Consider the following 13,909-nt stretch of genomic DNA (forward strand, 5'->3'; position numbering starts at 1 on the left):
GGAGACGAAGATGGCCAACCTGATCGACCCCCGCGCAGGCCTGTCCGGTAGCGCGCCCGCGAGCCCGCAGGCCCGCTACATCCTGCCGTCGTTCATCGAGCACTCGAGCTTCGGCGTCAAGGAGTCCAACCCGTACAACAAGCTGTTCGAGGAGCGCATCATCTTCCTCGGCGTGCAGGTCGACGACGCCTCGGCGAACGACATCATGGCGCAGCTGCTTGTGCTCGAGTCGCTCGATCCCGATCGCGACATCACCATGTACATCAACTCGCCGGGTGGCTCGTTCACCTCACTGATGGCCATCTACGACACCATGCAGTACGTGCGTGCCGATGTGGCCACCGTCTGCCTCGGCCAGGCCGCCTCCGCCGCGGCCGTGCTGCTGGCCGCCGGTACCCCTGGTAAGCGCGCCTGCCTGCCCAACGCCCGCGTGCTCATCCACCAGCCGTCGCTGGAGGGTGGCATCCAGGGTCAGGTGTCGGACCTGGAGATCCAGGCCGCCGAGATCGAGCGCATGCGTCGCCTGATGGAGACCACGCTGGCCCGGCACACCGGCAAGGACGCCGACACCATCCGCAAGGACACCGATCGCGACAAGATCCTGACGGCGGAGGACGCCAAGGAGTACGGGATCATCGACACGGTGTTCGACTACCGCAAGTTGAGCGCGCAGAAGTAATCGGCGGCGCCTGCGGCACCGCGTGTTCGCGGCCCCTGGATGTCTCGCGTCTCCGCTACCGCTGCTTGCCTTCGGCGTACGCAGCGGCAGCGGAGATGCGAGACGGGCCGCGAACTCGGATGCTCGGTCTCGCTTCGCTCGAAAATTGAGGTATGGCCGGCCGATGTCACGGACGGTGGTCAGCCTGGCCGCGGTCCGTTGAGTCGTCCGGCGTCGGGTGTCGGCGACACGCGCGGTTGCTGATCTGTTGCGCTCGGCGCGGATAGCTCGGCGACCGGGCGACTCCGGCGAATCATGGTGAGAACCCGCACAACCCCGGCGAGAAACATGCGCGAGTTGTCGACCTGTATCGCGCACACCGGGTACGGTCGTCCTAGGGACCTTTGCTCCCGGTTGACAGCAGTGCACCACCACCCGGATACGGTCGACGTATTCAACGACACCTTCCACCGGTGGCGGAAAGCTGGCAACTGGATGGACGGTTGCACGCGAACAAGGAAGTAGGACCCACGAGATGGCGCGCATCGGTGATGGCGGCGATCTGCTGAAGTGCTCGTTCTGCGGAAAGAGCCAGAAGCAGGTCAAGAAGCTCATTGCGGGACCCGGGGTGTACATCTGCGACGAGTGCATCGACCTGTGCAACGAGATCATCGAAGAGGAGCTGGCCGAGTCCAGCGAGGTCAAACTCGATGAGTTGCCCAAGCCCGCCGAGATCCGGGATTTCCTGGAGAACTACGTGATCGGGCAGGACACGGCCAAGCGCACGCTCGCCGTGGCCGTCTACAACCACTACAAGCGCATTCAAGCCGGCGACAAGGGCCGCGACAGCCGCGGCGAGAGCGTCGAGCTGGCCAAGTCCAACATTCTGATGCTCGGCCCCACCGGCTGCGGTAAGACCTATCTGGCGCAGACCCTGGCCAAGATGCTCAATGTCCCGTTCGCCATTGCCGACGCCACCGCGCTCACCGAGGCGGGCTATGTCGGTGAGGACGTCGAGAACATCCTGCTGAAGCTGATCCAGGCCGCCGATTACGACGTCAAGCGCGCCGAGACGGGCATCATCTACATCGACGAGGTCGACAAGATCGCCCGCAAGAGCGAGAACCCGTCGATCACCCGCGACGTCTCCGGTGAGGGTGTGCAGCAGGCGCTGCTGAAGATCCTGGAGGGCACCCAGGCCAGCGTGCCGCCGCAGGGTGGGCGTAAGCATCCGCACCAGGAATTCATCCAGATCGACACCACCAATGTGCTGTTCATCGTGGCTGGCGCGTTCGCCGGTCTGGAGAAGATCATCTCCGACCGCACCGGTCACCGCGGTATCGGCTTCGGTGCCGAGGTCCGGTCCAAGGCCGAGATCGACACCACCGACCACTTCGCCGAAGTGATGCCCGAGGATCTGATCAAGTTCGGCTTGATCCCGGAGTTCATCGGCCGGCTCCCCGTCGTGGCGTCGGTGACGAACCTGGACAAGGATTCGCTGGTCACGATCCTGTCCGAGCCGAAGAACGCGCTGGTCAAGCAATACATCCGGCTCTTCGAGATGGACGGCGTCGACCTCGAGTTCACCCGCGACGCGCTCGAGGCGGTGGCCGACCAGGCCATCCTGCGCGGCACCGGTGCCCGCGGCTTGCGTGCCATCCTGGAGGAAGTCCTGCAGCAGGTGATGTTCGACATCCCCAGCCGCGACGATGTCGCCAAGGTGGTCGTGGACGCCGACACCGTCAACGACAACGTGCTGCCCACCATCGTCCCGCGCAAGCGCGAGCGCGCCGAGCGCCGCGAGAAGTCGGCCTGAGTTCGTTCTGAAACGGCCCGTCCACGTTGTGGGCGGGCCGTTTATCGTTTCGGCGCGGAGTTGGCGATGACGGCCTCTGGAGGGCGTCGATCGTTGTAGGGTCGGTGCACCTGCAGGCGTCGCACAACGAGGAGCGGCCGATGTCGAAGCGTTTCCGAGCCCGCAATCTGGCCGCAGCGGCCGCGTTCGCCGCGGCGGCGGCATCGGCCGTGGTGGTCAGCGCGCCTACGGCGGCGGCCACCGTCACGCAGGTCAGCGTGATGCCGGACTACAATTTCGGGCCGATCACCAACTACGGCACCACCTGCCAGTACACGGTGCGGGCGCGGCTGACCGAGGGGGTGACGCCGGTGACCTTCTACGACAACGGGCTACCGTTCGCCACCGTGGCGCCGACAGACGGCGTCGCGCTGGTCACCTGGACGCCGACCACCCGGGGCCACCACACCTTGCAGGCGGTACAGCCGACGACCGGGGCGAATCTCGCGCCCTGGGTCCAGGTCGAAGTGGGCGTAGGCATGCATATCGGATACGCCTGCCTCGTCATCTGATCCGGCCTGCGGCGATCGGGTCCCTCGGTGGTCGTGCACGCCGCGGCGCCGGGGCGATGCCTCAGCGCCTGGTCGGCGTCTCGGCTCAGGCAGGTTCCATGCTCAGATCGTCCTGGCCCCAGTAGGCGCGCATGTGGATGATCCGGCCCTCGTCGTCGAACTCCATCACGTCGATCGGATGCAGTGTCATGCGCTGCCCACCCGCGATCGTGACGAGGGTGAACATGAATGCCGCGTGATTGCCGACGATGCGGATCGAATCGGCGTGGATCGACGTTTCGCGTTCCAGGTTCGCCAGGATGTTGTAGAACTCGCGAATCGCGTCATGGCCCTGCTTCGGCGGGGTGCCGATCGGGTCCTCGACGATCGCGTCCGGTGCGTAGAGCGCGACGATGTCGTCGGTGGGACCACTGCCGACCAGCTTGACGTACTGCTCGACCACATCGCGGATCTGCCGTGCCATGGGAACTCCTGCCGAATTGGAACGTGTTCTAATTCGGCACGATATCAGTCCAGGTGCACCACCGCGGCGGGAACGGACCGACCCTGTAGTTGTCGCACCCGGTGGGATTCGGTGACGGCCGGTGGGTTCCGGTCCGCGCCCGGTGTCGAGATCGCCGTTGATCTCCCTGGTTCGCCGTTGAACCTTGATCCGTGCGGGTGCTTCTGCTGATGTGTCGGTTCGTGTCGCCTCGCTGTTACGTGGATCACTCACCGACCGTTCCGTACTCCGGGGCGCCCGCCATACGGTAGGTCGACATGACCAGGCCGGTGGAGCTCGCACGGGACTCGGTGAGCCGGAATCCGGTGGGGCGCAAGCCATCGGTGAACAGTCGCTTACCATCGCCGAGCACGACGGGGGTGGTGACCAGATGCAAGATGTCCACCAACCCCGCGGCGAGCAAGCTCTGTCCGAGACTGCCGCTGCCGTGCACCTGCACCTCACGTCCGGGGCGATCTTTGAGGGCGGTCACCTCCGTGACCAAGTCGCCACTCAGGATTTCGGTGTTCGCCCATTCAGCATGATCGAGGTGAGTGCTGACGACGAACTTGGGCAGCGCGTTCAGCTTCACCGGCACCACGTCGTCGCTGTCGGTGACCTTGGGCCAGTACCCGGCGAAGATGTCGTAGGTGCGCCTGCCGAGCAGGAACGCGTCGGCCCGGTCGAACACGGAATCGATGAAGGCGCCGAAATCCGCGTCGATGAACGGTGCCATCCAGCCGCCCTGGGTGAAGCCGCCGCGGGGATCTTCCTCGGGTCCGCCGGGGGCCTGGTAAACGCCGTCGAGGGTGACGAACAGGGTCAGTGACAGCTCCATCGGTCCGGTCCTTCCCGTCTCCGCCCGGTCGGTTCGGGCTCGTTATGGGTTCCGACGGGCCGGAGCGCGGAAAATCATCGCGTTATCCACCATGTTCTTCCCCGGTGTGTCGGGCGTACCTTGTCGGTACGGTGATGTTGAATCGGTCCGGTCAACCAGATGTTCGAGTGACGAGTGAAAGCGGAGGAGACATGGCACTGCCTACCATGACCGCGGAACAACGCACTGAAGCGTTGGCCAAAGCGGCTGCGGTCCGCAAGGCGCGCTCCGAACTGATCGGCAAGGTGAAGGAGGGCAAGGTCTCGGTAGCGGATCTGCTGAAGAAGGCCGACTCCGACGACCTGGTCAAGAAGACGAAGGTCGCGGCGGTCATCAAGGCGCTTCCCGGCGTCGGCCCGGTCAAGGCGGCGAAGCTGCTCGACCAGGCGGAGATTCCCGAGGACCGTCGTATCGGCGGTCTCGGCGCTCGCCAGCGCGCCGCCTTGCTCGAGGCCCTCGCCGACTGAGAATCCGGCGCTGAGCGTCCGCGCGACGAGTTTTCCGCGACGGACGCTCAGGTCGGCGCGAGTTCGACACCTGGCATACGATCGACCGTATGGTGATCGGTCGACCGCATGCGGGTGCTATCGGGACGACCGCTCGACCGTCGCCTGCGGATGGTCGGCTCGTTCGAGGCGCACGCTCCCGAGCACTGATCACCCGGCGCGCGGTCGACATCGCCTCTATCGACGGACTCGACGGGATCAGCTTCGGCAGACTCGCTGACGAGCTCGGTATCAGCAAGGCGGGCATTCAGACGCTGTTCCGGACCAAGGAGCAATTGCAACTGGCCACCGTCGAAGCGGCGGGTGAGGTATTCGCCGAGGCGGTCGTTCGTCCGGCCGAGCAAGAGCGCACCGGCGTGGATCGGGTCCGCGCGCTGGTCGCGCGGTGGATCGACTACGCCAGCGCACCATTATTGCCCGGCGGATGCTTTTGGACCGCAAACCTTCCCGAGTACGACAGCCGTCCAGGAGTCATCCGCGATCTATTGGTCCGCCAGCGTCGGTGGTGGCGGACGCTTCTTGCTGACGAAATCGCCGCGGCCGTTGCCGCCGGTGAGATCGCCCCCACCGACGCCGGGTTCGGCGCATTTCAGATCGTCGCAGTGCTCGATGCTGCCAATATCTCGCTGCGGCTGGGGGATTCGAGTGTGATTGATCTGGTGGATCGGGTTGTCGACGGTGTTCTCGACGGCTCCGGCGACACGCACCGCGGGTAGAAGTCGCCGTCGATCTCAGACGAGTTGCGCCTTGGTGAGTGCGGGCAGTCGGCGGATGCGCGGGTCGGCGGTCATCGGTTCGGCTCCTCGAGCAGCCTGCGGCGGGCGGTGGCGGGGTGGAGGAGCCGCATCGCGGTCGTGAGGTCCTGATTGCTCTTGGCGTCTGCGAGCTGTTGGGCCGGCTCGAACATTCTGCTGCTGTGCATGCGCGTACCTCCGGAGCGTGTCTGGCTCGGCGGCACTACAAAAATACGTCCGGCCGTATGTATAAATCAAGCGCAGTCTCCCGGCGTCGAGGTGGAAGGGGATCCGTCCTCAGGCGGGCCGGGAGGTCGCCGTGGAATCGGTGCTGATCCGGTCGGCGTGGGTGTAGATGTTCATGGTCTCGCCGCGGACGAAGCCCGCGAGGGTGAGGTCGGATTCGGCGGCGAGGTCGACGGCCAGTGAACTGGGGGCCGAGACCGAGGCCAGCAGGGGGATGCCGGCCATGACGGCCTTCTGGACCAGTTCGAAGGATGCGCGGCCGCTCACGACCAGCACCAGGTCTCCGGCCGGGATCCGATCCTCGCGCAGCGCCCAGCCGACCACCTTGTCCACGGCATTGTGGCGGCCGATGTCCTCGCGGACCGCGAGGACCGTGCCATCGGGGGCGAACAGGCCCGCCGCGTGCAGGCCGCCGGTGGCATCGAAGACCGATTGCCGGGATCGCAGCGTGTCCGGCATGGCGGCAAGCGTGTCGACATCGACCATCGCGGCTGGTGCGGACAAGGGAAAACGAGTGCGGGTGCGGACATCCTCGAGCGCGGACTTGCCGCAGAGCCCGCAGGAACTGCTGGTCAGGAAATTCCTGGCGTGTACCGGTGCCGCCGCAGTGCGCAGAGAGACGTCGAGGACGTTGTAGGTGTTGCGGCCCTCGTCGTCGGTGCCCGCGCAGTAGCGAGCCGCCACGATGTCCTCCGCAGAGCCGATCACCCCCTCGGCGAACAAGAATCCGTGCACCAGATCGATATCGCTGCCCGGAGTGCGCATGGTGACCGTGAGCGACTCACCGTTCACCCGGATCTCCAGCGGTTCCTCCACAGCCAAGGTGTCGGGGCGCTGGATCAGACCGGCCGGAGATACGCGCTGCATCCGGCGGCGGGCGGTCACGCGGCTCATGAGCCGGCCCGCTCGAGCCGGATGGTGACCGCCTTCGCCACGGGCGTGTTCGATCTCGCTGCGACATGGTCGAGCGGGATCAGCGGGTTGGTCTCCGGATAGTAGGCGGCGGCATTGCCGCGCGGGGTCGAGTAGCCGACGATCCGGAATCCTTCGACCCGGCGCGCCACACCGTCGCTCCACTCCGACACCAGATCGACGAGTTCGCCGTCGACGAAACCGAGTTCGGCGATGTCGTCGGCATTGACCAGCACGACCTTGCGGCCACCGTGCACACCGCGGTAGCGGTCCTCGAGCCCGTAGATGGTGGTGTTGTATTGGTCGTGGCTGCGCAGTGTCTGGAGTATCAGCCGTCCGGGCGGAACAGGCAGCCAAGTGAGATCGTTGACGGCGAAATTGGCGCGGCCGGTATCGGTGCGGAATTCGCGGGAATCGCGCGGTGGATGTGGAAGCACGAAACCGTTGCGCTGGCGGACTTTTCGATTGTAGTCGGCGCATCCGGGGACGACGTGCGCGATGGCGTCGCGGATGAGGTCGTAGTCGCGACGGAAATCGGCCCATGGCACCGGATGCTCCGACCCGAACAGGCGTTGCGCGAGTTCGCAAACGATGGCGACCTCGCTGCGCAGCTGTTCGCTCACCGGATGCAACCGGCCGGTGGACAGATGCACCATCGACATCGAATCCTCGACCGACACGTGCTGTTTCACGCCTTCCTGCAGGTCGTGATCGGTGCGGCCGAGGGTGGGCAGGATCAGGGCGGTTGCGCCGTGTACGACGTGGCTGCGGTTGAGTTTCGTGGAGACCTGCACCGTGAGATCGCAGGCGCGCAACGCTGCCTCGGTAACGTCGGTGTCGGGTGTGGCGGCCACGAAATTGCCGCCCATACCGAAGAACACCCGCGCCTTACCATCGCGCATGGCGCGAATGGCATTCACGGTATCGAGGCCGTGGGCGCGCGGGCTGGTGATCCCGAACTCCCGATCCAACGCGGTCAGAAACGATTCCGGCATCTTCTCCCAGATGCCCATGGTGCGATCACCCTGCACATTCGAGTGCCCGCGCACCGGGCATACACCAGCGCCGGGCTTACCGATCATGCCGCGCATCAGCAGCAGGTTGGTGGCTTCTTCGATGGTGGCGACGCCGTGGGTCTGCTGGGTCAAGCCCATGGCCCAGCAGACGATGATCCGTTCGGATTCGGCGAACAATCGCGCGGTGCGGTCGAGTTGCTCCCGGGTCAGTCCGGTCGCCTGTTCCACAACGCCGAGATCGACAGCGCGGACGTTCTTTTCGTACTCGGCGAGGCCTGCGGTGTGCCCGTCGACGAAGGTCTGGTCGACCACCGTGCCCGGGGCACGATCTTCGGCCTCGAACAGCAGTTTGCCCAGACCCTGGAACAGCGCCATATCGCCGCCGAGCCGGATCTGCAGGAAATCGTCGGCGATCGGCACACCGGTGGTGAGTCCACGCACCGTCTGCGGATCGCGGAATCCGATCAAGCCGGTTTCGGGCAGCGGGTTGACCGCGATGATGCGCGCGCCCGCGGCCTTGGCGTCGGCGAGGACGCTGAGCATGCGTGGATGGTTGGTGCCCGGGTTCTGGCCGGCGACGATGATCAGATCGGCAGCGGCGAAATCGTCGATGGTCACCGAACCCTTGCCGATGCCGATCGAGCCGGTCAACGCCGTGCCCGAGGATTCGTGGCACATATTGCTGCAGTCGGGCAGGTTGTTGGTGCCGAAGCTGCGGACCAGCAGCTGATAGAGAAATGCGGTCTCGTTGGCGGTGCGGCCGGAGGTATAGAAGACCGCTTCGTCCGGGCTGTCGAGGGTGCGCAGCCGGTCGGCGATCAGCTGATAGGCGTCGTCCCAGGCGATAGGGGAGTAGTGGTCCTCGCCAGGGCGCAGCACCATCGGGTGGGTCAGCCTGCCCTGTCTGCCCAGCCAATACCCGGACTTGTCCGCCAGCTCGGCGACCGAATGCGCGGCGAAGAACTCCGGCGTGACGGTGCGCGTCGTCGCTTCCTCGCCGACCGCTTTGGCGCCGTTCTCACAGAACTCGGCGGGCCTGCGGTGGCCGGTGGGTTCGGGCCAGGCGCATCCGGGACAGTCGAAGCCGTCTACCTGGTTGAGCCGCGCCAGCGTCCGGGCCGTGCGCACCACACCCATGTCCTCGACGGCCCGCTTCAGCGCGACCGCCACCGCGGTGACGCCTGCCGCCTGCTGCTTCGGCGGGGTCACCGACAGTGCGGACTCATCGATATCCTCGGTCGGCCCTTTGCGGTGCATGGGGCCATTGTGCTCTTCGCGTTGTTGCGGCGTGGGACATGGTCGGATCCAGGCAGGTCACTCGGCCCGGCATCCGGTGGTTACGCAGATGCGCTGCCGTCCTCGCTCCGGTAGGTGAGTACTCGGTCGCTGATCCGGACCCGTCCGCCCGGTGGGAGTTCGGTGGGGGACCGGCCGACGCGGGCCCACTCGGGGGAGTCCGGAGTGGCCAGGAAGGTTCCGGAGGCGGTGCCTGCGTCGCGGACGTAGACCTTGCCGTGGTCCAGCGAGACGTAGGCGTGCACGCGCGAGATGTGGCGATCGCGCTGCAGCACGATCGGGGCTGCGGTGGCGCTGCGGACCGATTCGTCGGCGGAGGGCCCGCGCCCGATGACGTACGGACGGTCCAGCGGATAGGTGGCGCCGTCCTCGGCGACCAGGACACCGGGGACCTGAACGCTCGGCGTCGCTCCGACGGCGAGGCGCGGGCGGCGGCGGACCGTATCCTGCGGTCCGGGTTTGTGCAGGGCTACCGGTTCCGGCGGATCCGAGCGCAGCGTGGCCGGGGCCTGCGACCAGGCAAGGGACATGGCTTGGGTGCCCTCGGGCTTCGGGCCGGCGCGATGGCGCGCGGCCGCCGATGGCTTGTTGTGCACCGGTGGTGTCGCGCTGGTCGAGGGATGTTGGTCGGGTTCGGCGTCGGCGACGGCGAACCCGGCGGGTGCGGTGGCGGGCGGCTCGCCCGGCGTCGCGGCGGGCGTCGCGGTCCGTGCGGCGGGCTTGCGTCCACTGCGGCGAACACCGGCGCGCAGCACGAATCCGCCACCGGGAACAACGCCCGAACGCAGATCGGTGCGCGGGTGTTCGACGATCGGAGCTCCGGTGTCCGGGCCGATGGTGATGGAGCGGATCGGCACGCGGACGATTTCGTCGACCCAGGTGAAGGCCCGCGAACCGGTCAGGCGTCGAGCCCCCTCGGCACCGTCGATCATGGCGGCCACCGAGCCGCGCAACAGCACGAGGGTGCCGTCATCGGTGGGGGCGAGCACGCCGAACGGGGGCGGTTCCGAACCCGCGCCGAACACCACCGCGGCCAGCCGCTGAGCAATGGCCGCACCCGGATGTTCGGTCGCCGCCACGGCCTCTACCGCGCCGAGAATCCGCTCGGTGGAGGCGGTTTCGCCGCCGATATAGACGATGACGTCGTCGAATCGCGCCACCAGGCCATCGCCCGGCGCGACGCCGACTGTGGATGATCTGCCGCGCACTCGCGCCTCCTTCCTGGCGCACCACCGGGTCCAGCATAGAGGCCGCGCGCGGGGCTGACCGGGGGACGAGCGACGCAGTTGGCGCTGATGCCGACCCCGTGTGCGCGGCAGGTCGTCATCGGTGCAGGTGAGGCCTGCGGGCCGTCGAGCGGCAGCGAGGGAACTGCGTCGGTCAGCCGAGTACGGTGGCGCGCCGTTGAGCGAGATTCGCGACGCCGAGGTAACCGGCCGCTCGGCCGTGCCGCAAGTGTTGGCTCCTTGCTGCTGGTGAGCGCCGCAGCGATGGGTAGCGGACTACCGTTGGTCCGGTGATCCGCTCCGCCGTGCTGGCCGACCTCCCATTGCTGCAAGACATCGAACGCGCGGCGGGTGCCCCGTTCGCGACGATTGGTATGACCGAGGTCGCCGAGGACGAACCGCCGAGCATCGACACCCTGCGCGAGTTCGTCGACGCCGACCGTGCCTGGGTGTGGGCCGATCCCGCCGGAACGCCGGTCGCCTATTTGGTGGTGGCCGTGGTCGACGGCAGCGCCCACATCGAGCAGGTTTCGGTGCATCCGTCGCAGGCCGGTCAGCGGATCGGCAGGCGCCTGATCGACCACGCCGCTCGCTGGGCCGAGGAGCAAGGCATGCCGGCTTTGACGCTGACGACGTTCACCGAGGTGGACTGGAACGGCCCGTACTACGAGACCATGGGCTTCCGCTACCTGTCCGCAGACGAGGAAACCCCAGGCCTGCGCGCTATCCGCGCCGCCGAAGCCGCGCACGGACTGGACCGGTGGCCGCGGGCGAGCATGCGCGCCCAGCTCGCCGGCTGGACCGCGCACTGAGCACCTGGGTGCTGCTCGGTCTCAGGGACTCTCGGCTCGCGGGCCAGCGCTACGCCTTCTTGCGCAGCAGCGTTTCCAACTCGTCGATTGCCTCTTGCCAGCCCGAGTCTTCCTCCATGTATTCGATCAACAGCGTTCGCTGCCATCGCGTCCAGAAGTGTGCGTCCAGGAAGCGGACATCATCGCGCAACAGCGAATGGCGTGTGATGAACGCGTGGACCGAATCTCTTCGAACACCCAACTCGATCAGCAAGTCCCAGGCTGTAGCAGCCATCTAATCCCCTCCCCAGTCCCGGTGGAGAGATCGTAGTCCCGTCGGACCGCTAGTCGGTTCGATCTGCTGCGAGCGCCTCCTCCGCCGCGGGGAGTGCGGCCACGCGGTCGGTCGCGACCAGTCCGATGCGGGTGCGGCGGTCGAGGAGGTCGGCGGTGTCGAGGGCGCCTTCGTGGGAGATCGCCCACGCGAATTCGGCTCTGGTGACGTCGATTCCGGGGGCCACCGCCGCGAGCTGGGCCGGGTCGGCATCGGCTTGGCCGAGCACGGCGGCTGCTTCCGAGCCGTAGCGTTCGACCAGCACCGGCGGGGCGGCGATCTTGTCGCGGGCGGCGCCGGAGACCGCGCCGACCAGTGGTAGCCGTTTGGTGCGGCATGGGCTTGCGGTGAGTCCGGCGTGGGTGACGGCGGCGTCGACGGTGTCCTCGGCCATCTTGCGGTAGGTGGTGAGTTTGCCGCCGACAATGGTGATGAGGCCGTCGGGGGAGTGCAGGACGGCGTGTTCGCGGGAGATGTCGGCGGTGCTGTCGGTGCCGGTTTTCAGCAGCGGCCGCAGGCCGGCATAGCTGCCGCGAATATCGGCGCGGGTCAGCGGTTCCCGCAGTGCGGCGTTGATGGTGTCGAGCAGGAAATCGATCTCGGAATCGGTGGGCTTCGGTTCGTCGGGAACCGGGCCGGGGGCGTCCTCGTCGGTCAGGCCGAGGTAGACCCGCCCGTGTGCGGCGGGGAAGGCGAAGACGAAACGGCTGGTGCTGCCGGGCACCGGCACCGTCAGCGAGGCGCTGAGCCCGCCGAAGGCCGCGGCGTCGAAGACCAGGTGCGTGCCGCGGCTGGGCCGCAGTTCGATACTCGGGTCGACCTGGTCGGCCCACACACCGGTCGCGTTGACCACGGCGCGGGCGCGCACCGTCAACGTCTCGCCGGTGCGGGTGTCGCGCAGTGTGGCGGATTCGCCGGTGGCAGTGGTGACCTCGACGCGGGTCAGCACGGACGCACCCGCCGCGGCGGCGGTGCGCGCGAGCGCGACAACGAGGCGGGCGTCGTCGACCAGTTGCCCGTCCCAGGCCGTCAACCCACCGCGCAACCCGTCCCGGCGCACCGTCGGTGCCAGCCGCAGCGCCTCCGCCGCGGCCACCCGCCGCGAACGTGGTAGCAAACTCGCGGGCGTCCCTGCTCCACGTCGCAGCAGATCACCTGCCAAGAATCCCGCTCGGACCAGCGAACTCTGCGCCACACCCAGCTCCGGCAGCAGCGGCACCAGTTGCGGTAGCGGCCGCACGAGATGGGGAGCGGTGGTGCGGATCAGGATGCCGCGCTCCACCGCGCTCTCATGTGCGATGCCGACGTGCCCGCCCGCCAGATACCGCAGCCCGCCGTGCACCAGCTTGGAGCTCCACCGGCTGGTGCCGAAGGCCAGATCGTGCCGTTCCACCAGCACCGTGCGCAGGCCGCGGGCGGCGGCGTCGAGCGCGACGCCCGTGCCGGTCACGCCGCCGCCGATCACCAGCACGTCGATCTGCGCCCCGTCGCCGAGTGCCGCCAGTTCGCGCTGACGTCGCGCGGCGTTGAGGGCTGAATCGCCGGTATGTACCGAATTCTGGGTCATCACAGTCCTTGTCATCGGTGTCGGTGGTTGCTATCGGTGCCCGGTGCCCGGTGCCCGGTGCCCGGTGCCCGGTGCCCGGTGGCTGGTGCCCCGTGGTTCGCCCGTTGGCCGGTAGCGGTGGCTGGTGTCTGGTATCTCTGGTCGTTCGGGGCTTGTGAACTGTGTCCGGTGTCCGGGGCTCATGGCCTATGGCTGTGGCCGTGGCCGGTCAGCCGTTACTGCCGCCCGGCGGTGCGCTGTGCGGAGTGAGGTATCCGTCGATGGCGCGGGCGAGTTCGGCGTCCAGCGCGGTGCCGTCGAGCAACTCGGCTAACGTCCCGGCCGACTGCACCACCGATTGCGCGATGAGCAGCAGCATGGTGGCCATCTGTTCGGGATCGCCGTCGCGGACCGATCCATCGGCATTGCCCTCGCGGATCGCGGCGGCGAACAGTTCGATCAGATGGCGCTGGTTGCGGCCGAGCCTGCCGAATACGTAGGTCAGCATCAGATCGGTGTCGGCGCGGAAGATCTTGCGGAACAACGGGTTCGCGCGCACTGCGGCCGAGCCCGCGACGATACCGTCGACCAGGCGCCGTCGCACTACGCCGTCGGTGGGCATGGCGGTGGTGAGGATGTCGCCCAGCTCGCGGACCAGCAGTTCGGCCACCAGCGAGCCGGTGTCGGGCCAGCGCCGGTAGACGGTCGGCCTGCTCACCCCCGCACGGCGCGCGACCTCGGTGAGGGTGGTTCGCCGCACCCCGAACTCCGCCACACAGTCGCGTGCGGCATCGAGGATCGCGAGGTCGATGGCCGAAGGCTCGGCGTCGGGCTCGTCGGAGACGGTCATGGGTTCACCACCGGGGTCGGGCGGGCGATCGGAGGTCCGGTCGCACGCAATCCTGCGCGTTCACTGGTT

At 67.4% G+C, this 13,909-nt stretch carries 15 protein-coding genes; 6 read left to right on the top strand and 9 right to left on the bottom strand.

Features of this window, described 5'->3' with window-relative positions:
- The first annotated feature begins 10 nt into the window (after positions 1–10).
- The 3 genes from ACFXNW_RS20590 (at position 11) to ACFXNW_RS20600 (ending at position 3,025) form a co-directional block, all read left to right on the top strand.
- Positions 11–679, top strand: a complete 669-nt coding sequence (locus tag ACFXNW_RS20590; protein ID WP_379419321.1) for an ATP-dependent Clp protease proteolytic subunit — start codon at positions 11–13, stop codon at positions 677–679.
- Between the two features lie 514 nt (positions 680–1,193).
- On the top strand, positions 1,194–2,474 hold the full coding sequence (clpX, locus tag ACFXNW_RS20595) for an ATP-dependent Clp protease ATP-binding subunit ClpX (RefSeq protein ID WP_379419322.1): 1,281 nt from the start codon (positions 1,194–1,196) through the stop codon (positions 2,472–2,474).
- A gap of 140 nt (positions 2,475–2,614) precedes the next feature.
- A complete protein-coding gene (locus ACFXNW_RS20600; RefSeq protein WP_379419323.1) occupies positions 2,615–3,025 on the top strand; it encodes a hypothetical protein in 411 nt (136 codons plus the stop codon).
- An 85-nt stretch (positions 3,026–3,110) separates the two neighbouring features.
- On the opposite strand, the gene ACFXNW_RS20605 is transcribed toward ACFXNW_RS20600, so the two are convergent.
- Together ACFXNW_RS20605 and ACFXNW_RS20610 are read right to left on the bottom strand one after the other, a co-directional pair.
- Positions 3,111–3,488 (bottom strand): nuclear transport factor 2 family protein, encoded by a 378-nt coding sequence (locus tag ACFXNW_RS20605; protein WP_379419324.1) that lies wholly within the window; start codon positions 3,486–3,488, stop codon positions 3,111–3,113.
- A gap of 244 nt (positions 3,489–3,732) precedes the next feature.
- On the bottom strand, positions 3,733–4,344 hold the full coding sequence (locus ACFXNW_RS20610; RefSeq protein ID WP_379419325.1) for a dihydrofolate reductase family protein: 612 nt from the start codon (positions 4,342–4,344) through the stop codon (positions 3,733–3,735).
- Positions 4,345–4,535: 191 nt separating this feature from the next.
- Here ACFXNW_RS20610 and mihF point away from each other — a divergent pair, with 191 nt between their 5' ends.
- Both mihF and ACFXNW_RS20620 read left to right on the top strand, forming a co-directional pair.
- Positions 4,536–4,850 carry an integration host factor, actinobacterial type gene (gene mihF / locus ACFXNW_RS20615; protein ID WP_280236576.1) on the top strand — a complete coding sequence of 105 codons (315 nt, stop codon included), beginning with the start codon at positions 4,536–4,538 and terminating at the stop codon, positions 4,848–4,850.
- Positions 4,851–4,939: 89 nt separating this feature from the next.
- Positions 4,940–5,605 carry a TetR/AcrR family transcriptional regulator gene (locus tag ACFXNW_RS20620; protein ID WP_379419326.1) on the top strand — a complete coding sequence of 222 codons (666 nt, stop codon included), beginning with the start codon at positions 4,940–4,942 and terminating at the stop codon, positions 5,603–5,605.
- A gap of 71 nt (positions 5,606–5,676) precedes the next feature.
- Here the strand turns inward: ACFXNW_RS20620 and ACFXNW_RS20625 are convergent, their stop codons facing one another.
- The 4 genes from ACFXNW_RS20625 to ACFXNW_RS20640 form a co-directional block, all read right to left on the bottom strand.
- Positions 5,677–5,811: a hypothetical protein gene (locus ACFXNW_RS20625; protein ID WP_379419327.1), complete on the bottom strand. Its 135-nt coding sequence runs from the start codon at positions 5,809–5,811 to the stop codon at positions 5,677–5,679.
- 109 nt (positions 5,812–5,920) lie between these two features.
- Entirely contained in the window at positions 5,921–6,763 is an 843-nt protein-coding gene (gene fdhD / locus ACFXNW_RS20630) for a formate dehydrogenase accessory sulfurtransferase FdhD (protein ID WP_379419328.1), read from the bottom strand.
- Complete coding sequence (locus tag ACFXNW_RS20635) at positions 6,760–9,054, bottom strand: FdhF/YdeP family oxidoreductase (RefSeq protein WP_379419329.1); 2,295 nt, start codon at positions 9,052–9,054, stop codon at positions 6,760–6,762. Before ACFXNW_RS20635 ends, fdhD begins: the two co-directional genes overlap by 4 nt.
- A gap of 80 nt (positions 9,055–9,134) precedes the next feature.
- On the bottom strand, positions 9,135–10,301 hold the full coding sequence (locus tag ACFXNW_RS20640) for an FHA domain-containing protein (protein WP_379419330.1): 1,167 nt from the start codon (positions 10,299–10,301) through the stop codon (positions 9,135–9,137).
- A gap of 308 nt (positions 10,302–10,609) precedes the next feature.
- On the opposite strand from ACFXNW_RS20640, the gene ACFXNW_RS20645 reads away from it, so the two are divergent.
- Positions 10,610–11,131: a GNAT family N-acetyltransferase gene (locus ACFXNW_RS20645; protein WP_379419331.1), complete on the top strand. Its 522-nt coding sequence runs from the start codon at positions 10,610–10,612 to the stop codon at positions 11,129–11,131.
- Between the two features lie 49 nt (positions 11,132–11,180).
- Here ACFXNW_RS20645 and ACFXNW_RS20650 read toward each other — a convergent pair whose 3' ends face one another.
- From ACFXNW_RS20650 to ACFXNW_RS20660, 3 genes are all read right to left on the bottom strand, one after another.
- Positions 11,181–11,405: a DUF2789 family protein gene (locus ACFXNW_RS20650; protein WP_379419332.1), complete on the bottom strand. Its 225-nt coding sequence runs from the start codon at positions 11,403–11,405 to the stop codon at positions 11,181–11,183.
- Positions 11,406–11,454: 49 nt separating this feature from the next.
- Positions 11,455–13,011, bottom strand: a complete 1,557-nt coding sequence (locus ACFXNW_RS20655) for a glycerol-3-phosphate dehydrogenase/oxidase (protein WP_379419333.1) — start codon at positions 13,009–13,011, stop codon at positions 11,455–11,457.
- Positions 13,012–13,219: 208 nt separating this feature from the next.
- Entirely contained in the window at positions 13,220–13,840 is a 621-nt protein-coding gene (locus ACFXNW_RS20660) for a TetR/AcrR family transcriptional regulator (protein ID WP_379419334.1), read from the bottom strand.
- Positions 13,841–13,909: the final 69 nt, after the last annotated feature.

Origin of the sequence: Nocardia sp. NPDC059180 (assembly GCF_042754945.1) — a bacterium.
Classification (GTDB): Bacteria; Actinomycetota; Actinomycetes; order Mycobacteriales; family Mycobacteriaceae; genus Nocardia.